This window comes from Mycolicibacterium thermoresistibile (assembly GCF_900187065.1).
Lineage (GTDB): Bacteria > Actinomycetota > Actinomycetes > Mycobacteriales > Mycobacteriaceae > Mycobacterium > Mycobacterium thermoresistibile.
In genome coordinates this window covers 966,868-985,453 of sequence record NZ_LT906483.1, presented here as the reverse complement: position 1 = coordinate 985,453, position 18,586 = coordinate 966,868, and the positions used below count along the sequence as shown (strand labels likewise).

Here is an 18,586-nt window from a genome sequence, read left to right as displayed (position 1 = left end):
TCAGTAGACCCCGCACATCCCGTCGATGGACACCTCTTCGACCAGGGTCTCGGTGACCAGTTCGGTGTCGGTGTGCTGTTCCTGCTCCATGTGCCGTCCCTTCCTCGATTCGGCCCGATACTGTGATCCAGGTCGCTAGGATATGGCATCCGGTGCCAGAATAAAAGCGGCGGGTGGTCGAAAGGGGTGCGGATGGGTCGGCAAGCGGGGGGACGTCCCGGGCGGCGGCCTGCCACCACCCAGGACCACATCACCGACGTGGCGCTCGACCTGTTCGCCGACCGCGGCTTCGACGAGGTCAGCGTCGATGATGTGGCGGCGGCGGCCGGGATCGGCCGGCGCACCCTGTTCCGTTACTACCCGTCCAAGAACGCCATCCCGTGGGGGGATTTCGACGCCCACCTGGACCGGATGCGCGATCTGCTCGACGGGATCGGCCCGGACGTCCCGATCGGCGCCGCGCTGCGGTCGATGCTGCTGGCGTTCAACGACTTCGGTGAGGACGAGACCGGCCGGCACCGCAGACGGATGCGGGTGATCCTGCAGACCGACGCCCTGCAGGCCCATTCGATGACGATGTACGCCGGGTGGCGCGCGGTGGTCGCCGACTTCGTGGCCCGACGCCTCGGGCTGGCCCCGTCGGACCTGGTGCCCCAGACCGTGGCCTGGACCATGCTCGGGGTGGCGTTGTCGGCCTATGCGTACTGGTTGGCCGACGAATCGGTGCCGCTGGCGCAGGCGCTGGCCGACGCGTTCGACGCGATCCGGCCCGGGCTCGACGCCCTCGACGGAAAAAAGTTCGCCTGAAGGCGTCGGAGTTCCGGCGCTCGCGACGACGATAGAGGTGTGAGCGTCGAACCGGACCCCCAGCCCGCGCCGCAGGCGCTGCTGGATCTGTACGACGAAGCGCTGCCGGTGGTGTACGGCTACTTCGTCCGGCGCTGCGCCGACCGCGCCACCGCCGAGGATCTCACCTCGGAGACCTTTCTGGCCGCGATGGACGCCGCGCACCGCGACGCCCACACGCCGATATCGGTGCCGTGGCTGATCGGGGTGGCCCGCCACAAACTGGCCGACCACTACCGCCGCCGCCATCACCGGCAGAGCGTGTCGGTGGCCGAGGTGCCCGAACCGGACGAACCCACCGACCAGTGGGACGCCGAACTGGACCGCATCGTCGCCGAAAGCGTGCTGGCCCGGCTGCCGGATCAGCACCGCACCGTGTTGGCGTTGCGCTACCTCGACGACTGCTCGGTGCCCGAGTGCGCGCACCTGATCGGCCGCACCGTGCACGCCACCGAGGCGCTGTTGGTACGCGCCCGCCGCGCATTCCGGCGGGCCTATCCGGATCGGGAAGGAGGGACGTCATGAACCAGCACCACAGCCGGGACCCGCTGGACGTGCTGCGTGGTGGCGACCGTCCGGTGCAGCCCGATCCGGCGTTCGCGGCGCGCCTGCGCGCCCGACTGGAATCCGCGGCCCGGTTTCTCGCCGACCGGCCGCATACGGAGGGAGTTGTCATGAGCGGTACCCAGACGGCGCTGACCGAGCTGACCGGATCGACCGGAACGGCCGAACCAGCGGCCACCACCCCGCCGCGGCCGGCGGCGGTGCCGTACCTCAACGTCGCCGACGCCCGGGCCGCCATCGACTGGTACGTCGAGGCGCTGGGCGCCACGCTGTCCGGTGAACCGGTGGTGATGGACGACGGACGCATCGGCCACGCCGAACTGACGCTGGCCGGCGGGGTGTTCTACCTCGCCGACGAGTATCCCGAGCTCGGGCTGAGAGCGCCTGCGCCCGAGGCGGTGTCGATGAGCCTGGTGCTGCCGGTTGCGGACACCGACGCGGCGTTGCAGCGGGCCCGCCGGCACGGCGCGACGGTGCAGCGCGAACCCTACGAGGCGCACGGCGCACGCTCCGCCGCCATCGTCGACCCGTTCGGCCACCGGTGGATGCTGTCCGGCCCCCTCACCGGCGCGTCGGCGCGGATCCAGCACGGCGACATCGGCTACGTCGCACTGTGGGTGCCCGATCCGCAGCGGGCCGCGCAGTTCTACCGGCAGGTGTTGGGCTGGCAGTGGGACCCGGACAGCAACCAGGTCACCAACACCACCGGGCCGATCGGGATCCACCGGGTCCCGGACGCCAGGACGATGTTCTGCTGCTACGCGGTCACCGATCTGGACGCGGCCCGCCAGGCGATCATCGACGGCGGTGGCCGGCCCGGCCCGACCCGGGAGTTCGACCAGGGCACGGTGCTGGACGCCACCGACGCACTGGGGAACCCGTTCGCGGTGTACCGGCCGAGCGGGGACACGCCCCGGCCGGCACTGAACGGCGCTGGGCCGGGCGAACTCTCGTACGTCACCTTCGAGGTTCGCGATGCGGCGGTGTTCCGCGACTTCTACGGCCGGCTGCTCGGCTGGACGTTCACCCCGGGCCGCGTCGACGACGGCTGGACCATCGAACCGGTCCACCCGATGGCCGGAGTCGCCGGCGGGATCGCCAACCAGGTCACGGTGCCGATGTGGACCGTCGACGACATCGACGCCGCGGTGCAGCGGGTGCGCGAGGCCGGTGGCACGGTCATCGAGGAGCCCGCCCAGCAGCCCTACGGCCGGTCCGCCCAGTGCCTGGACGACCAGGGCATGCGGTTCTACCTCGGCCAGTTCTACCTCGGCCAGTTCTAGCGGGGCCGGTTCCAGCGGGGCCGGTTCCAGCGGGGCCGGTTCTAGCGGGGCCGGTTCCCGCTACTCCAGGACCTCGCTGATCGGGGCGCCGGCGGCGATCTTGGCCCGGGCCTTCATCACCTTGCCGGGCATCCCCCCGCCGACCACACCGGTCAGCACCCCGTCGCGTTCGTAATAGGCCAGGAACTTGCGGCCGTCGTCGCTGACCACGTGCACGGTGTCGCCGGCCTCCGGCTCGCCCAGGCACTGGATCTTGACGTCGTACTGATCGCTCCAGAAGTACGGCACCGTCGCCGCGACCGGGACCTCCTGGCCCAGCAGCGCCGGCACCAGCACCCGGGCCTGATCGGCCACATTGCTCCAATGCTCAACGCGGACTTGCTTTCCGACGGTGTTGCGCCAGGATGCGACGTCACCGATCGCCCACACGTGCTCCACGTTGGTGCGGCCGACGGCGTCGCACACCACGCCGTTGTCGACCTCGACCCCGCTGCCCTGCAGCCAGTCGGTGGCCGGCGTGGAACCGATCCCGACCACCACCAGGTCGGCGTCCAGCTCGGTGCCGTCGTCGAGGACGACCTTCTCCACCGCGCCGGTGCCCCGCACGTCGGCCACCCCGACACCGCACCGCAGGTCGACGCCCTCGTCGCGGTGCAGCCGGGCCACCAGCGCACCGATCTGCTCACCGAGCACCCCCGCCAGCGGCGTGGGCTGCGGTTCCACCAGCACGACGTGCACGCCGAGGCCACGCAGGCTGGCCGCCACCTCACAGCCGATGAAGCCGGCGCCGATCACCACCGCGTTGCGCGCCGATCCGGCGTGCTTGCGCAACGCCATGCTCTCGTCGTAGGTGCGCAGGACCCGGATGCCCTCGAGGTCGGGCAGCGTCGGAATGCGCTTGGGCACCAGGCCGGTCGCGATGATCAGCTCGTCGTACTCCAGCGCCCGGCCATCGGCCAGCGTCAGCTTCCTGGCCTGCGGGTCCAGCGCCGTCGCCGCGGTGCCCAGCAGCAGGGTGATGTCGTTCTCGGCGTAGAACTCGGCCGGCTTGAGGGTGACGTCGTCGGTCTTGCCGCTCAGGACGTCCTTCGACAGCGGCGGCCGGTCGTACGGCAGGTGGTCCTCGTCGCTGACGATGGTGATCGGCCCGCCGAACTCCGACCGGCGCAGTTGCTCGGCGGTCCGCGCGGCGGCCAGCCCGCCGCCGACGATGATGATGCCCGCAGTTGTGCTCACGAGGGTGTTCTACACGATCGCGCCGGCGAGTGGGAAGCCACCCTCCGGCAACCGGGGATCGCTAGTACTTCATGACGCCGCGGTCGACGGCGATCTGACTGCCGGACAACGTCGCCGAGCCGTCCCCGGCCAGCCAGGCCACCACGTCGGCGACCTCCTCGGGGGTCATGAACTCCTGCCGGCCCCCGTCGCCCTCGCGGTTGACCGGGTGCAACGGCATCGGCGCGAAACTGTGCAGGTAGTTGGGGTGTTTGGCGAACACCGCCATCATCGCGTCGCGTTCGATCATCGGGGTGTCGATCGAATAGGGGTGGATCGAGTTGACCCGGATCCCGTATTCGCCGACCTCGATGGCCAAGGCATTGGTGAGCGCCACCAGACCGTGCTTGGAGGCCGCGTAATGCCCGTTGCCGGGGGTGGCTTTCAGCCCCGCCGACGAGCTGACGATGATGATCGACCCGCCGTTGCCGGCCTCGATCATGGCCGGCACCACGGCCCGGATGGTGCGCCAGGTGCCGTTGAGGTTGACGTCGATGACGGTGTCCCACTGCTCTTCGGACATCTCCCACAGCCGGCCCCAGCTCAGCACGCCGGCGTTGGCGACCACGATGTCGAGCCGGCCAAACCGTTCCATGCCCTCGGCGACGATCTGTTGCTGGGCGGCCAGATCCCGGATGTCGGCGGTGCGGGCCAGCACCTTCCGGCCGGTGGCCTCCACCGCCCGGACGGTCTCGGCGAGGTCGTCCTCGGTGGCGGGCGGGTAGGTGATGGTGTCCGAGACGGGCCCGCACACGTCGATCGCGATGATGTCGGCGCCCTCTTCGGCCAGCCGGATGGCGTGGGCGCGACCCTGCCCTCGGGCCGCGCCGGTGATGAATGCCACTCGTCCTTGGAGGTTGCCGCCAGATCCCGTCACCACTGCTCCTTCCGCGGGGCTGCGCTCCAGGCTAACAGGCCAATTGGAACGTGTTCTAGTAGTCCCCGGGCTCAGAGTTCGGCGATGATCTGCCGGCGTTTGGCCTGGTACTCCGACTCGGTGATCATTCCGTCGGCGCGCAGGGATTCCAGCTCCTGCAGCCGCTGCCCGATGGAGGGTGCCGACGCGGCCGGGGTGGGCGCCGGCGTGGCCTGCGCGGCGCCGGCCACGGGCCGCCGGATGACGGCCTGTACCTGCTGGCGGGCGGCGGGCTGGTCCCGCAGATCGATCGGACCGTCGGGGGCGATGCCGTGCGCCTTGAGGATCCGCAGGATCTCCAGCAACGGCTCCACCTGACCGGACAGGTCGTGGGTGCTGCCGTCACTGTCCAGCGTCACCGTGGCCGGCACCGGCCCGCCGATCAAAGCGCTTCGCTGCCAATCGATCTGATACTCCCGGGTGGTCGGGTCGACCAGTGCGACCAGTTGGCCGCGGTTGAGCATGGGCATCCGGTCCGGGGAGGCGAGCACCCGGTCCCGACTGGTGAAGGTGGCGATGCCGGGACCGGAGATCTGCAGGTCGAGCTTCACCAACGGCTGATTGTTGATGTGCGTGTTGGTGCGGCCGATGTGGGTGACCCGGGCCAGCGCCACCACGCCGTCGCGTTCGAGTGCGGCCTTCTTCGCCGCCGAGCGGGTCCCGAAGCTGGTGAGCGCCAACGCGATCAGCACATCGGTCGCGGTGACGCCCAGGCCGGCCCAGAACATCCACTTCAGCGTCGGGTCGGCGCCCGTCATGAAGTAGATGGCCAGGAACAGCGGGCCGACGATCCCGCACAACAGGATGAACGCCTGGATGCGCAGGTACCGCCAGAAGGTGGACATCTCGGGCTCCCGTCGCCGTGCCGCCGTGACGCGGTCAGACTAGCGCCGCGACCGGTCCGGCGCCCTGTGAACAGGCACGCGTCACCGCCGGTGTGGGGTGGGGCCGGCGGATCATCCCTCGGCGGCGGCGAGTTGCACGCTTTCCGGCGCGGAGCCGAGCATGCGGTACAGCGGTGCGGTCCACGGCAGCGATTCCCCGTGGCCGGACACGTAGCTGGTGTGGATGGCCACACCCTCCGCTGTCATCGCCGATCCCGCGGCGGGGTCGTAGTCGCACACCGGATCGCCGATGTCGCACACGCTGATCGTGCGGGAGCCCACCGAGGGCGGCAGCGGCGTGGTGGGCGGTCCGGCCAGGATGGGCCAGTCCTGCGCGACACCCATGCTGGGGCGGGACACCGCAGTGACCGTGCCCATGTCGACCGTGGTGTCGCCGGGCAGCCGGTCCCCGTCTGCGACGAGCAGCGCCGCGCCGAAGTTCGGGCTTCCCGCGAGCGCGTGCAGGTTTCGGTGCACGACCATCGCGCCCTGCGAATAGCCGGCGAGCACCACCGTGGTGTCGGGGCAGCGCTGCACGAACGCCGCGTACTGGTTTCCGAGCGCCTCGGCGCCGGTGCGCACGCTGCTGAGGAAGCCGGCCCAGCCGAGCACCTCGCCCTCGCCGGGCACCGGGACCGCCGGATACTCAACGGCTTCGGCGGTGATGGTGCGGCCGTCGCGCTGTGCCAGCTCCCGGAACTCCTGATAGGACCGGTAGACGGTGGTGCCCATCCCGGCGTCGGCGGTCAGATCGCCGTCCCGTTCACCGGAGCCGGCGGCGCCGATCCAGTGGATGTCGGGGCAATCCGGCGCCGCCGCAGCGGTGTGCGCGGTCACGGCCGAGGTGATCAGCGCGGCAGCCGCGAGGGCCGCGGCGCCGGCCAGTGCAGTCAAACCCCGTGCGGTCAAACCCCGTCCAGTTATGCCCAGCAAGAGACAGACTCCCAACCCGATCGACGAATCACTGTCCTACACATCGGGGTGGGCGACGACCGCGTTACACGGGTCTGTGCGGTGACCGAGTCGGGGGTGCGTCTGGTGACTCGACTGTGCGACGGCTGCGCTCACCGTGACACCAATGCGGCGAATCGACCGAATCACCACACTGCCCGCACCATCGACGCCACCCACGCACACCCACCGCCGTGGAAGCACACCCGCGGCAGCCCACGCACACTCGCGACAGCCCACACACACCGCGACGGGCATTCACTGCCCCACCCGCCTGCCCGGGCCCCGCCGCTGAAGCCCCGCCACTGGAAGCCCACCATCGTGCACCGACAAACCCCAACGTGCGCACACCGACTCGACAGTGCGACGGCTGCGCTCACCGTGACACCAATGCGGCGAATCGACCGAATCACCACACTGCCCGCACCATCGACGCCGCCCACGCACACCCACCGCCGTGGAAGCACACCCGCGGCAGCCCGTGCACACCCGCGGCAGCCCACACACACCGCGACGGGCATTCACTGCCCCACCCGCCTGCCCGGGCCCCGCCGCTGGAGGCCCGCCGCTGGAGGCCCACCATCGTGCACCGACAAACCCCAACGTGCGCACGCCGACTCCACAGTGCGACAACCACGCTCACCGTGACACCAATGCGGCGAATCGGCCGAATCACCACACTGCCCGCACCATCGACGCCGCCCACGCACACTCACCGCCGTGGAAGCACACCCGCGGCAGCCCGTGCACACCCGCGGCAGCCCACACACACCGCGACGGGCATTCACTGCCCCAACCGCCTGCCCGGGCCCCGTCGCTGAAGCCCCGCCGCTGGAGGCCCGCCGCTGGAGGCCCACCATCGTGCACCGACAAACCCCAACGTGCGCACGCCGACTCCACAGTGCGACAACCACGCTCACCGTGACACCAATGCGGCGAATCGACCGAATCACCACACTGCCCGCACCATCGACGCCGCCCACGCACACCCACCGCCGTGGAAGCACACCCACCGCAGCCCACGCACACTCGCGACAGCCCACACACACCCGCGGCGGCGGGCTCGGCACGGCCGCGACCGGCGCACACGCCAGCCACCAAAGCAGAAGTGGCGCCCACCCTTTCGGGTGAGCGCCACTTTCCGGCGTGAATCAGATCAGTAGGCGGACCTACTTGATGATCTTCGTGACCCGGCCGGCGCCGACGGTGCGGCCACCCTCGCGGATCGCGAAGCGCAGACCCTCTTCCATCGCGACGGGCTGGATCAGCTTGACCGAGATGTCGGTGTTGTCACCGGGCATCACCATCTCGGTGCCCTCCGGCAGCGTCACGACACCGGTCACGTCGGTGGTCCGGAAGTAGAACTGCGGACGGTAGTTGTTGAAGAACGGCGTGTGCCGGCCACCCTCGTCCTTGGACAGGATGTAGACGCTGCCCTCGAACTCGGTGTGCGGGGTGGTGGTGCCGGGCTGCACGACGACCTGGCCGCGCTCGACGTCCTCACGCTTGATGCCGCGGAGCAGCAGACCCACGTTGTCGCCGGCCTGGCCCTGGTCGAGCAGCTTGCGGAACATCTCGACACCGGTGACCGTGGTCTTGGTGGTCTCCGGACGGATGCCGACGATCTCGACCTCGTCGTTCACGTTGATCACACCGCGCTCGATACGGCCGGTGACCACGGTGCCGCGGCCGGTGATGGTGAACACATCCTCGATCGGCATCAGGAACGGCTTGTCGGTGTCACGCACCGGATCCGGAATCGACTCGTCGACGGCCTCCATGAGGTCCTCGACCGACTTGACCCACTTGGGATCGCCCTCGAGGGCCTTGAGCGCCGAGATCGGGATGACCGGGGCGTTCTCGTCGAACTCCTGGGACGCCAGCAGCTCGCGGACCTCCATCTCGACGAGCTCGAGCAGCTCCGGATCGTCGACCATGTCGGCCTTGTTCAGAGCGACCAGGATGTAGGGAACACCGACCTGGCGGGCGAGCAGAACGTGCTCACGGGTCTGCGGCATCGGGCCGTCGGTCGCGGCGACCACCAGGATCGCGCCGTCCATCTGGGCGGCACCGGTGATCATGTTCTTGATGTAGTCCGCGTGGCCGGGAGCGTCGACGTGGGCGTAGTGCCGCTTCTCGGTCTGGTACTCCACGTGGGAGATGTTGATGGTGATGCCGCGCTGACGCTCCTCAGGCGCATTGTCGATCTGCTCGAACGCGCGCGACTCGTTCAACTCGGGGTACTTGTCGTGCAGAACCTTGGTGATTGCTGCAGTCGTGGTGGTCTTGCCGTGGTCAACGTGACCGATGGTCCCGATGTTGACGTGCGGCTTCGTCCGCTCGAACTTCGCCTTCGCCACTGTGGTGTCCTCCTGGACTCTGTTCGGTGCTTACAAAAGCAGGGTTGATCTTTTCAGTTGTGGTCAGGCGTGGAGACCACCCCCGCCGACGCCGGACTACTCGCCCGTCGCCTTGGCGATGATCTCCTTCGACACCTGCGCCGGAACCTCGGCATAGCTGTCGAACACCATGGAATAGTTGGCCCGGCCTTGCGACTTCGACCGCAGGTCTCCGACGTAGCCGAACATCTCCGAAAGCGGCACGAGCGCCTTGACGACACGCGCACCACCACGCTCCTCCATGGCCTGGATCTGACCACGGCGGGAGTTCAGGTCGCCGATCACATCACCCATGTACTCCTCGGGTGTGGTCACCTCGACGGCCATGATCGGCTCGAGGATGACCGGATTGGCCATCTGCGCCGCCTTCTTCAGCGCCTGCGAGCCGGCAATCTTGAACGCCATCTCCGAGGAGTCCACCTCGTGGAAGGCACCGTCGAGCAGCGTCACCTTCAGATTCACCAGCGGGTACCCGGCCAGCACGCCGTACTGCATGGCGTCCTGCACACCCGCGTCCACCGACGGGATGTACTCACGCGGGATACGGCCACCGGTGACCTTGTTCTCGAACTCGTAGGTCGCACCGTCCTCGCCGGTGAACGGCTCGATGGTGATGATGACCTTCGCGAACTGTCCAGAACCACCCGTCTGCTTCTTGTGGGTGAACTCGACGTTCTCCACCTTGCGCTTGATGGTCTCGCGGTAGGCCACCTGCGGCTTGCCGACGTTGGCCTCGACCTTGAACTCGCGCTTCATCCGATCGACCAGGACGTCGAGGTGCAGCTCGCCCATGCCGCCGATCACGGTCTGACCGGTCTCGGGATCCTGGTGCACCTTGAAGGTGGGATCCTCTTCGGCCAGCTTCTGGATGGCAGTACCCAGCTTCTCCTGGTCGCTCTTGGTCTTCGGCTCGATGGCCACCTCGATGACCGGATCGGGGAAGGTCATCGACTCGAGCACGATCTGATCGTTCGGATCGCACAGGGTGTCGCCGGTGGTGGTGTCCTTCAGACCGATCACCGCGTAGATGTGGCCGGCGCTGACCCGCTCGACCGGGTTCTCCTTGTTGGAGTGCATCTGGAACAGCTTGCCCAGCCGCTCCTTCTTGCCCTTGGTCGAGTTCATCACCTGCGAACCGGATTCGACCTGGCCGGAGTAGACCCGGATGTAGGTCAGTTTGCCGAAGAACGGGTGCACCGCGATCTTGAACGCCAGCGCCGAGAACGGCTCGTCCACCGACGGCTTACGGGCGATCTCCTGATCCTCGTGCCCCGGGACGTGGCCCTTCACCGACTCGACGTCCAGCGGCGAGGGCAGATAGTCGATGACCGCGTCCAGCATCGGCTGGACACCCTTGTTCTTGAACGCGCTGCCGCACAGCACCGGGTACGCCTGGCTGGTGACGGTCAGTTTGCGGATCGCGCCCTTGATCTCCTCGACGGTCAGCTCCTCGCCGCCGAGGTACTTCTCCAGCAGGTCCTCGTCGGTCTCGGCGACCGCCTCGAGCAGCGCGTTGCGGTACTCCTCGGCCTTGTCGGCGAGCTCGGCGGGGATCTCCTCGACCTCGTACTTCTCGCCCAGGGCGGTCTCACCGCGCCACACCTTGGCCTTCATCTCGACCAGGTCGACGACGCCGACGAAGTCGTTCTCCGCGCCGATCGGCAGCTGGATCACCAGCGGGTTGGCGCCGAGGCGCTCCTTGATGGTGTCGACGGTGAAGTAGAAGTCCGCGCCCAGCTTGTCCATCTTGTTGACGAAACAGATGCGCGGGACGTCGTACTTGTCGGCCTGCCGCCAGACCTGCTCGGACTGCGGCTCGACACCCTCTTTGCCGTCGAAGACGGCGACGGCGCCGTCGAGCACCCGCAGGCTGCGCTCCACCTCGACGGTGAAGTCGACGTGCCCCGGGGTGTCGATGATGTTGATCTGGTGGTCGTTCCAGAAGCAGGTCACCGCGGCGGAGGTGATGGTGATGCCGCGCTCCTGTTCCTGTTCCATCCAGTCGGTGGTGGAGGCGCCGTCGTGGGTCTCGCCCATCTTGTAATTGACGCCTGTGTAGAACAGGATGCGTTCGGTCGTGGTGGTCTTACCGGCATCGATGTGCGCCATGATGCCGATGTTGCGTACCCGCCTAAGGTCGGTCAGCACGTCCTTCTGTGCCACAGAAGTCTTCTCTCTCGCTTGCGTGTTGGCTGTTTTCTTTCCGCCGCCGGCTTCCCTGCCGGATTGCCCACCGGCTCCGTGCGGACCGGCGGGTCACCAGCGGTAGTGCGCGAATGCCCGGTTCGCCTCGGCCATCTTGTGGGTGTCCTCACGCCGCTTGACCGACGCACCCAGACCGTTGCTGGCGTCGAGCAGCTCGTTGGCCAGCCGCTCGACCATGGTCTTCTCGCGGCGCTGCCGGGCGAACGTGACCAGCCACCGCAGCGCCAGGGTGGTGGACCGCTCCGGCCGCACCTCGACGGGGACCTGGTAGGTCGCACCGCCGACCCGACGGCTGCGCACCTCCAGCGAGGGCTTCACATTGTCCAGGGCACGCTTGAGCGTGACCACCGGATCGGTGCCGGTCTTCTCCCGGGTCTGTTCCAGCGCACCGTAGACAATGCGCTCGGCCAGCGATTTCTTCCCGCGCACCAGAACTTTGTTCACCAGCTGGGTGACCAGCGGCGAACCGTATACCGGATCACTGGTCAGCGGGCGCTTCGGGGCAGGTCCCTTGCGCGGCATCAGCTCTTCTCCTTCTTGGCGCCGTAACGGCTGCGAGCCTGCTTGCGGTTCTTGACCCCCTGGGTGTCCAGCGAGCCGCGGATGATCTTGTACCGCACACCCGGCAGATCCTTCACCCGGCCGCCGCGCACCAGCACCATGGAGTGCTCCTGCAGGTTGTGTCCCTCACCCGGGATGTATGCGGTGACCTCAACCCCCGTTGTCAGCTTCACACGGGCAACCTTCCGAAGCGCCGAGTTCGGCTTCTTCGGGGTGGTGGTGTACACGCGTGTGCACACACCGCGTCGCTGCGGGCTGCCCTTGAGAGCGGCAACTCGGACCTTGCCCGGCTTGTCGCGGCGTCCCTTGCGGACCAGCTGCTGGATGGTTGGCATCTACCGGCTTTCTGTGTTGCTGTTGTCGGTCGTTCTTGTGAAGTTTGTTCGGTACGTTGTCCTGCAGTTGTGTACCGGCCTGGTCACCCCGCGGCCGGGTGTGTCGCACGCGTGCCGCGCCGGTCCGTCGACGATGCAGCTCCGATGCTCACGACATGCGAAGTGACCCGGCGTGCGGGCGTGCTTGCTGAAATCCACAGCCGCGCGCACCTCGTCGGCCAGGCACGATGGTCCACAGTACCAGGGGTGCCCGCACCGCTCCAAACTCGGCGTCGCAGGCCTTATCGCAGGTCAGCACCGACGATCTTAGTGCCCGTCACGACCGCTTTTCCATCCCGGCCGCCAGTCGCAGCACCATGTCGGTGAAAACCTTGTCGCTGTCGACGTCGTCCATCACCCCGGTCATCTCCAGCAGCACGAAGCCGTGCAGCGCCGACCAGAACTCCAGGGCGGCGTAGAACGCCTCCTCCCCTTCCAGCCCGTAGGAGCCGAGCACCGCGATGACCGGGCCGGCGGCGGCGCGGGCGGCGGCGCTGAACTCCGGGTCGTCACCGCCGAGCGGCATCCGGGTGAACGCCGAGTACCGGCCGGGATGGTGGTGGGCGTAACTGCGGTAGGCGGAGGCCATCGCCAGCACCGCGTCATCGCGGGTGCGCCCCTGCCCGGCGGCGTTGAGCATCCCGATGATGTCGTCGACGACCCGCATCCGGACGCTGCGCCGCAGGTCGTCGAGGCTTTGCACATGGTTGTACAGCGACGGGCCCTTGGTGCCCAGCTGGGTGGCGAGCGCGTTGATGGTCAGCGCGTCCCAGCCCTCCCTGTCGAGGAAGGTCAGGGCGGCGTTGACGATCGTGTCGCGGCTCAGCCGGCCGGCACGGGCCGGACTTTTGGTACGAGCGCCGGGCGCGCCCCCCGGCCCAGCTGACATCTGCGTGTTCACCCTTCGGGTCAAAGACGATGGCAGACCCGCGAAGGGGTCTGGAGAACTCTAACGCCTCGTCGGCGCGGGTCAGTTGACCCGGTCGTGGCTCACCGCGACGAGTTGTGAGACCACCGCGCACAGATCACCGTAGTCGGCCGGGTTCAGGGTCTGCAGGCTCCATGCCATCACGTCGTTCCCCTTGGCCAGATACACGCTGCAGGCCTTGTCGTCGGAGGCGCGGAAACCCTGGTGGCCGTCCACGGTGACCTCGACCAGGGTGCGCCCGGCCCGCGACTCGAGCAGCCGCTCCTCCCCCAGGTCGGCGCCGCGGTACCACCAGGTGGAGATCCCGTTGCCCAGGCCGACGGTGCCGAACACCGCATCCTCCTGCCAGAAGCAGCCGGCGTCGCCGACCGCGACCCCGGTGAGCTTCGCCGACCCGGCGGCTCTGCGCACGTCGGCGTCGGTGATGCCGTTGCAGTCGGCGCTGCGGAAACCCTCGACCGGGCCGGCAGGGCCGGGTCCCTCGGCCGGGGCTCCCTCGGCTGGAGGATCCGGCGCGGTGCCGCAGCCGGCCAGCAGACCGGCGAGCACCCCGCCGAACACCGCGGCGAACACCGCGGCGGACGGACGGGGGGAGCGCGACCGCATGGTCACATCGCCGCCGACAACGTCGCCGCCAACAGCCGCTCGGCATCCGCGCACGGATCGCCGTCGGAGCGCCCGCGGTGCTGCACCCACCAGCTGAGCACACCCCGGCCGGAGTCGTCGGTACCCAGCCCGGCGGTCGCCGCGCACGCGGTCCCGGTGACGTCCCTGCGGGCGAAGAACCCCGGATGCCGGTGCAGTGTGGTGTCGCGGATCTCGGCGCCGCGTTCCTCGGCGAGCCGGCGTTCCCGCTGCAGGCTGCCCGACGCGAACCAGGAGTAGGTCACGTCCAGGGGGGCGTCGGCGCGGATCAGCACGTACTGACAGACCGGCCCGTGGTAAGCCTTGGTCACGTGTTCGGCGGCCAGCAGGTCGGCGATCGTGCTGTCGGCCAGCAGCCCGCAGCGGTCCCCGTCGACGTCGTAACCGAGACCGGCGCCGGGCCCGTCGCCACCAGCGGCGTCGAACCGGATCCGTTCGGCCGCGCCGTCGACGGTACGGGTGCACGCCGGAACGGCGATCAGCATCGCGATCGCTGCGCCGGCAACCGCCATCCGCCCGTGCATCGCTGTTCACGCTACCCAGCGGCGCCCGGCCCGGCGACCGATGCGGGCGCCCGTGGGCGAACCTGGTTGACTGCCGTCGGCGCACCCGCTGCCCGACGTAGGCTTACCCATCGGAGTCGACCGGAGAGTGAACATGGGACGGAACAGACTGAGGGGCTCGGTCGCAGCGGCGATCGGCCTGGCCCTCACCATCGGCCCCGCCGTGGGTGCCGGGGCGGGAATCCCTGCGGCACACGCGGACCCGAACCGGATCTGCAATCCGCTGGCCCGCGAGTGCGCGGACACCAGTGTGATCGGAAGCCACGTGCCGGGCGACACCCACATCACCGGCGTCGGCATCCGCAGGACGGTCGACTGCAACAACCGCACCCTGCTGGTGAACGGCACCGGCAACCACATCACCGCGATGGGCACCTGCTGGGCGGTGGCGGTGCAGGGGTCGTCGAACGTGATCGTCGCCGACACCGTGATCAACGACATCACCGTGTACGGCTGGGATCAGACCGTGCTGTTCACCCACGGCGACCCGGTCCTGCTGGACCGGGGGCGCGAACTCGGCATGACGAATCGGCTCCACCGGGTGTCGGCCTGACACGGCATCGGCCCCATCGGCAGAGAAACGAGGCAGCCATGGGTCACGACGTAATCCGAACGGTCATCGGCGCCTTCGCCGCGGCCGCGGCGCTGGGCCTGGCCGGCTGCGGCTCTCAGGACGGGGACACCCCCGGTCCCAGTGCGACGGCCGGTGAGGACGGCGTCAGGGTCGAGATCGCCAACACCATCAACTACGGCTCGTTCGGCACCACCACCGAGATCGACTGCGCGGACGGCAAATCGCTGAACATCGGCGGTTCCAACAACACCCTGACCGTGCTGGGGACGTGTGCCAACGTCAATGTCGGCGGCACCGACAACCGGATCACGGTCGAACGGGTCGACAACGAGATCAGCGTCACCGGGTTCAACAACACCCTGACCTACCGGGACGGCGATCCCACCGTCAGCGACACCGGGCGCGGCAACAACATCGGCCGCGGCTGACCCCCCGAGAAGGCCGGGCGGGCCCCGAACGATCAGGCGGGTGCGCCGTGGCGGCCCGCGCCGGCGGCGAACCGGCTCGCCCCGGCGGCGGCCTCGTGACTGACCTTGGAGATGCTGGCGAACTCGAAGTCCATCGCCTCGGCCTCACGTTTGCCCCACTGCTGCAGCACCGACATCCGGTCGGCGCGCAGACACTGCTGCGGCAGCCGGGCCAGCTCGGCGGCGAGTTCCTCGGCCCGCGCCCGCGCCTCACCGGTGGGCACCACCCGGTTGGCCAATCCGATCGCCAGCGCTTCGTCGGCGTCCACCGGGCGGCCGGTGAGGATCAGATCCATGGCGCGGCTCTCACCGATCAGCCGCGGCAACCGCACCGTTCCGCCGTCGATCAGCGGCACACCCCACCGCCGGCAGAACACCCCCATGATCGCGTCCTGTTCGACGATGCGCAGATCCGTCCACAACGCCAGTTCCAGCCCACCGGCCACCGCATACCCGCTGACCGCGGCGATCACCGGTTTGGACAGCACCATCCGGGTGGGCCCCATCGGCCCCGGTCCGCTGCGGTGCACCGGGTTGGCCTCCGGGGTGCCGAACGCCTTGAGGTCGGCGCCGGCGCAGAACGTTCCGTTGGCTCCCCACAGCACCGCGACCGCGGCGTCCTCATCGCGGTCGAACTCGTCGAACGCCGCGTAGAGGGCGGCGGCGGTCGGGCCGTTGACCGCGTTGCGGGCCTCGGGCCGATCGATGATCACGGTGGTCACCGGACCGTCGCGCTCGATCCGCACGGGTTTGGTCATGTCGCTGTCGCCTCCACTAGTCGAACGCCTCCACCAGTCCAGCATCCCGCCGCGCCGCCATTTCCGCGGCGAAGACACGGTAGGCGTCCCGGACGGCGCCGCCCGGCCAGCCGGCCGGCAGCAGTTCGTCGGGCAGCACCGGATCCGCCAGCAGGTGCCGCACCATCCGGGCGGCGACCACGAACCGGTCGGGCACGTCGGTGGCGGCCGCCATCTCGTCGAGCAGGCGCCGGCCGGTGGCGGCCCAGCCCGGCAGATCCCACAGCCGCCGCGCCAGGGCGACCGGATCGTCGTCGCGGGCCCGCAACCGGTGCATCCGCTGTTCGATGTCGGCCGGCAACTCGGTGTCGAGGTTGTCCGGCCGCAACCACACGCCTTCACGCAGCTCGGCGAAGCGGCTGTGCTGCAACGTTGTCCGCAGCGCGGCCCGGGCCCGTGCGTCGGTGCCGACGCTGGTGACCACCAGCATGGTCCAGTCGCCGGTCCACGGCCGCAGGTGCGGGTCGAGCGCGGCGTCCTGGCGGCGCTGCCGGGCCAGCAGCCGGTCCGACAACCGGTACCCGCCGTCGTCGGACCGCACCAGGTCCCCGGCGTTGACCATGCGCGTCAGGGCGACCCGCAGCGTCGATTCGCGGATACCGAAATCCTCGGTCAGCCGGATCAGTTCAGCGGCCGTGGCGTGCGCGGGGTGAGCGCCGAGCAGCACACTCAGCACCACCGAGCGGGCGGTCAGCCGCACGTCATCCCTTGACCAGGGCACGTTCGAGGATCGGCGCCAGGTCCAGCCCGGTGGGCAGGGTGCCGAACGCGCCGCCCCACTGTCCGCCCAGCCGCGACGTCAGAAACGCCTCGGTGACGGCCGGATGGCCGTGCCGGACCAGCAGCGACGCCTGCAGAGCCAGGCCGATGTCCTCGGCCACCCTGCGGGCCCGGTAGCTGAGGTCGGGCTCGCCCAGGTCCCGCTGCAGGGTGGCGACGAAGGCGTCCAGCCGGGCGTCCTGGCCGGCGGTGCGGCTCAACTCGTCGAACAACACCTCCACGCATTCCGGCCGGGTCGCCATGGCCCGCAGGGTGTCCAGCGCGCTGACGTTGCCGGAGCCCTCCCAGATGCCCATCAGCGGGGCCTCCCGGTACAGCCGGGGCATCCCGGAGTCCTCGACGTAGCCGTTGCCGCCCAGGCACTCCATCGCCTCGGCGGCGTGCGGGGTGGCGCGTTTGCACACCCAGTACTTGGCGGCGGGCAGGCCGATGCGCCGCAGCAGGGTCTCGCGTTCGTCACCGCGGGCGGCGGCGTCGGTGGCGCCGGCCATCCGCATCGCCAGCACGGTGGCGGCCTCGGCCTCCACCGCCAGGTCGGCCAGCACGTTGCGCATCAGCGGTTGGTCGATCAGGTAGGCGCCGAACGCCTTGCGGTGCTGGGCGTGGTGGATGGCGCGGGCCAGGCCGGTGCGCATGCTCGTGGCGCTGGCCAGCGTGCAGTCCAGCCGGGTGAGGTTGACCATCTCGATGATGGTGGGCACGCCACGGCCCTCCTCGCCCACCAGCCACGCGGTGGCCCCGGCGTATTCGACCTCGCTGGAGGCGTTGGCGTGGTTGCCCAGTTTGTCCTTGAGCCGCTGCAGCCGCATCCGGTTGCGGGTGCCGTCGGGCAGGATGCGGGGCAGGAAGAAGCAGCTCAGGCCGCCGGGGGCCTGAGCGAGCACCAGGAAGATGTCGCACATCGGCGCGCTGGTGAACCACTTGTGCCCGACCAGGGTGTAGCTGCCGTCGCCGTTGGGGGTGGCCTCGGTGGTGTTGGCCCGCACATCGGAGCCGCCCTGCTTCTCGGTCATCGACATGCCCGCGGTGATCCCGGCCTTGGTGGTCGGCACCTTCAGCTCCGGGTCGTAGTGCCGGCTGGTCAGCAGCGGTTCATAGGTGGCCGCCAGCTCGGGGTTGTGCCGCAGTGCCGGCACCACGGCGTAGGTCATCGAGATCGGGCAGACGTGCCCGGGCTCGGGTGTCCACACCGACAGCTTCGCCGCGCGCACCACGTGCGCGCCCGGCCGCTCGTCGGCCCACGGTGCGGCGTGCACGCCGTGGGCGATCGCGGTGCGCATCAGCTCGTGGTAGGCGGGGTCGTACTCGACCTCGTCGATGCGGTGCCCGACCGCGTCGTGGGTGTGCAGGATCGGCCGGTTGCGGTTGGCGAGGTCGCCCCACCGTTGCGCCTCGGCACTGCCGGCCAGCGCACCGAGCTCGGTGACCTCGTCGAGGCCCCACTGTCCGCCCTCCCCGATCAGCGCCTCGGTGAGCACCGGCGAGGCGGCCGGGTTGTGGTCGGTCAGCGGCGGCACCTGATTGGTGACGACGTGGGTGTCTGCGAATGACGGGCGATCGGCCATAACCCACTG

Annotated in this window: 20 protein-coding genes; 5 read left to right on the top strand and 15 right to left on the bottom strand. The window is 69.3% G+C overall.

Features of this window, described 5'->3' with window-relative positions; genetic code table 11:
* The gene (gene mftA, locus CKW28_RS04470) at positions 1-90 is read right to left on the bottom strand and encodes a mycofactocin precursor MftA (protein ID WP_040547039.1); all 90 of its coding nucleotides are present in this window, start codon (positions 88-90) and stop codon (positions 1-3) included.
* A gap of 102 nt (positions 91-192) precedes the next feature.
* On the opposite strand from mftA, the gene mftR reads away from it, so the two are divergent.
* Genes mftR through CKW28_RS04455 form a run of 3 tightly spaced genes read left to right on the top strand, consistent with a single transcriptional unit; the run spans position 193 to position 2,693 of the window.
* Positions 193-807: a mycofactocin system transcriptional regulator MftR gene (mftR, locus tag CKW28_RS04465; protein WP_040547037.1), complete on the top strand. Its 615-nt coding sequence runs from the start codon at positions 193-195 to the stop codon at positions 805-807.
* Positions 808-846: 39 nt separating this feature from the next.
* Complete coding sequence (locus tag CKW28_RS04460) at positions 847-1,371, top strand: RNA polymerase sigma factor (RefSeq protein ID WP_003925830.1); 525 nt, start codon at positions 847-849, stop codon at positions 1,369-1,371.
* Positions 1,368-2,693: a VOC family protein gene (locus CKW28_RS04455; RefSeq protein WP_003925829.1), complete on the top strand. Its 1,326-nt coding sequence runs from the start codon at positions 1,368-1,370 to the stop codon at positions 2,691-2,693. Before CKW28_RS04460 ends, CKW28_RS04455 begins: the two co-directional genes overlap by 4 nt.
* Positions 2,694-2,753: 60 nt before the next feature.
* On the opposite strand, the gene CKW28_RS04450 is transcribed toward CKW28_RS04455, so the two are convergent.
* The 11 genes from CKW28_RS04450 to CKW28_RS04400 all read right to left on the bottom strand — a co-directional run bounded on the left by CKW28_RS04450 (position 2,754) and on the right by CKW28_RS04400 (position 14,355).
* Positions 2,754-3,929 carry an NAD(P)/FAD-dependent oxidoreductase gene (locus CKW28_RS04450; protein WP_003925828.1) on the bottom strand — a complete coding sequence of 392 codons (1,176 nt, stop codon included), beginning with the start codon at positions 3,927-3,929 and terminating at the stop codon, positions 2,754-2,756.
* Between the two features lie 61 nt (positions 3,930-3,990).
* Complete coding sequence (locus CKW28_RS04445; protein WP_003925827.1) at positions 3,991-4,845, bottom strand: mycofactocin-coupled SDR family oxidoreductase; 855 nt, start codon at positions 4,843-4,845, stop codon at positions 3,991-3,993.
* A gap of 71 nt (positions 4,846-4,916) precedes the next feature.
* Positions 4,917-5,729 carry an SHOCT domain-containing protein gene (locus tag CKW28_RS04440; protein ID WP_003925826.1) on the bottom strand — a complete coding sequence of 271 codons (813 nt, stop codon included), beginning with the start codon at positions 5,727-5,729 and terminating at the stop codon, positions 4,917-4,919.
* Between the two features lie 111 nt (positions 5,730-5,840).
* Positions 5,841-6,662 carry a cutinase family protein gene (locus tag CKW28_RS04435; RefSeq protein WP_003925825.1) on the bottom strand — a complete coding sequence of 274 codons (822 nt, stop codon included), beginning with the start codon at positions 6,660-6,662 and terminating at the stop codon, positions 5,841-5,843.
* 1,226 nt (positions 6,663-7,888) lie between these two features.
* Complete coding sequence (gene tuf / locus CKW28_RS04430; RefSeq protein WP_003926032.1) at positions 7,889-9,079, bottom strand: elongation factor Tu; 1,191 nt, start codon at positions 9,077-9,079, stop codon at positions 7,889-7,891.
* Positions 9,080-9,175: 96 nt separating this feature from the next.
* Complete coding sequence (gene fusA / locus CKW28_RS04425) at positions 9,176-11,281, bottom strand: elongation factor G (protein ID WP_003926031.1); 2,106 nt, start codon at positions 11,279-11,281, stop codon at positions 9,176-9,178.
* A 93-nt stretch (positions 11,282-11,374) separates the two neighbouring features.
* The gene (gene rpsG / locus CKW28_RS04420; RefSeq protein WP_003926030.1) at positions 11,375-11,845 is read right to left on the bottom strand and encodes a 30S ribosomal protein S7; all 471 of its coding nucleotides are present in this window, start codon (positions 11,843-11,845) and stop codon (positions 11,375-11,377) included.
* On the bottom strand, positions 11,845-12,219 hold the full coding sequence (gene rpsL, locus CKW28_RS04415) for a 30S ribosomal protein S12 (RefSeq protein WP_003926029.1): 375 nt from the start codon (positions 12,217-12,219) through the stop codon (positions 11,845-11,847). The genes rpsG and rpsL overlap by 1 nt, the downstream gene beginning before the upstream one ends.
* 316 nt (positions 12,220-12,535) lie before the next feature.
* Positions 12,536-13,147, bottom strand: coding sequence for a TetR/AcrR family transcriptional regulator (locus CKW28_RS04410; protein WP_003926028.1), 612 nt, complete (start codon positions 13,145-13,147; stop codon positions 12,536-12,538).
* A gap of 81 nt (positions 13,148-13,228) precedes the next feature.
* Positions 13,229-13,792 (bottom strand): DUF3558 domain-containing protein, encoded by a 564-nt coding sequence (locus CKW28_RS04405; RefSeq protein WP_040547081.1) that lies wholly within the window; start codon positions 13,790-13,792, stop codon positions 13,229-13,231.
* A gap of 2 nt (positions 13,793-13,794) precedes the next feature.
* Entirely contained in the window at positions 13,795-14,355 is a 561-nt protein-coding gene (locus CKW28_RS04400) for a DUF3558 family protein (protein ID WP_003926026.1), read from the bottom strand.
* Between the two features lie 133 nt (positions 14,356-14,488).
* On the opposite strand from CKW28_RS04400, the gene CKW28_RS04395 reads away from it, so the two are divergent.
* Complete coding sequence (locus CKW28_RS04395; RefSeq protein WP_003926025.1) at positions 14,489-14,947, top strand: DUF3060 domain-containing protein; 459 nt, start codon at positions 14,489-14,491, stop codon at positions 14,945-14,947.
* Between the two features lie 38 nt (positions 14,948-14,985).
* Entirely contained in the window at positions 14,986-15,396 is a 411-nt protein-coding gene (locus CKW28_RS04390; protein ID WP_003926024.1) for a DUF3060 domain-containing protein, read from the top strand.
* Positions 15,397-15,428: 32 nt separating this feature from the next.
* On the opposite strand, the gene CKW28_RS04385 is transcribed toward CKW28_RS04390, so the two are convergent.
* Genes CKW28_RS04385 through CKW28_RS04375 form a run of 3 tightly spaced genes read right to left on the bottom strand, consistent with a single transcriptional unit; the run spans position 15,429 to position 18,577 of the window.
* A complete protein-coding gene (locus tag CKW28_RS04385) occupies positions 15,429-16,193 on the bottom strand; it encodes a crotonase/enoyl-CoA hydratase family protein (RefSeq protein ID WP_003926023.1) in 765 nt (254 codons plus the stop codon).
* Between the two features lie 16 nt (positions 16,194-16,209).
* Positions 16,210-16,932 (bottom strand): PaaX family transcriptional regulator C-terminal domain-containing protein, encoded by a 723-nt coding sequence (locus tag CKW28_RS04380; protein WP_003926022.1) that lies wholly within the window; start codon positions 16,930-16,932, stop codon positions 16,210-16,212.
* A 1-nt stretch (position 16,933) separates the two neighbouring features.
* The gene (locus CKW28_RS04375) at positions 16,934-18,577 is read right to left on the bottom strand and encodes an acyl-CoA dehydrogenase family protein (protein ID WP_003926021.1); all 1,644 of its coding nucleotides are present in this window, start codon (positions 18,575-18,577) and stop codon (positions 16,934-16,936) included.
* Positions 18,578-18,586: the final 9 nt, after the last annotated feature.

Coding starts and splice junctions, on each gene's coding strand:
- rpsL (WP_003926029.1), bottom strand. CDS start 12,219: ATGCCAACCATCCAGCAGCTGGTCCGCAAGGGACGCCGCGACAAGCCG.
- mftA (WP_040547039.1), bottom strand. CDS start 90: ATGGAGCAGGAACAGCACACCGACACCGAACTGGTCACCGAGACCCTG.
- CKW28_RS04440 (WP_003925826.1), bottom strand. CDS start 5,729: ATGTCCACCTTCTGGCGGTACCTGCGCATCCAGGCGTTCATCCTGTTG.
- CKW28_RS04400 (WP_003926026.1), bottom strand. CDS start 14,355: ATGCACGGGCGGATGGCGGTTGCCGGCGCAGCGATCGCGATGCTGATC.
- CKW28_RS04385 (WP_003926023.1), bottom strand. CDS start 16,193: ATGACCAAACCCGTGCGGATCGAGCGCGACGGTCCGGTGACCACCGTG.
- CKW28_RS04395 (WP_003926025.1), top strand. CDS start 14,489: ATGGGACGGAACAGACTGAGGGGCTCGGTCGCAGCGGCGATCGGCCTG.
- CKW28_RS04455 (WP_003925829.1), top strand. CDS start 1,368: ATGAACCAGCACCACAGCCGGGACCCGCTGGACGTGCTGCGTGGTGGC.
- rpsG (WP_003926030.1), bottom strand. CDS start 11,845: ATGCCGCGCAAGGGACCTGCCCCGAAGCGCCCGCTGACCAGTGATCCG.
- CKW28_RS04390 (WP_003926024.1), top strand. CDS start 14,986: ATGGGTCACGACGTAATCCGAACGGTCATCGGCGCCTTCGCCGCGGCC.
- mftR (WP_040547037.1), top strand. CDS start 193: ATGGGTCGGCAAGCGGGGGGACGTCCCGGGCGGCGGCCTGCCACCACC.
- CKW28_RS04405 (WP_040547081.1), bottom strand. CDS start 13,792: ATGCGGTCGCGCTCCCCCCGTCCGTCCGCCGCGGTGTTCGCCGCGGTG.
- CKW28_RS04375 (WP_003926021.1), bottom strand. CDS start 18,577: ATGGCCGATCGCCCGTCATTCGCAGACACCCACGTCGTCACCAATCAG.
- CKW28_RS04410 (WP_003926028.1), bottom strand. CDS start 13,147: ATGTCAGCTGGGCCGGGGGGCGCGCCCGGCGCTCGTACCAAAAGTCCG.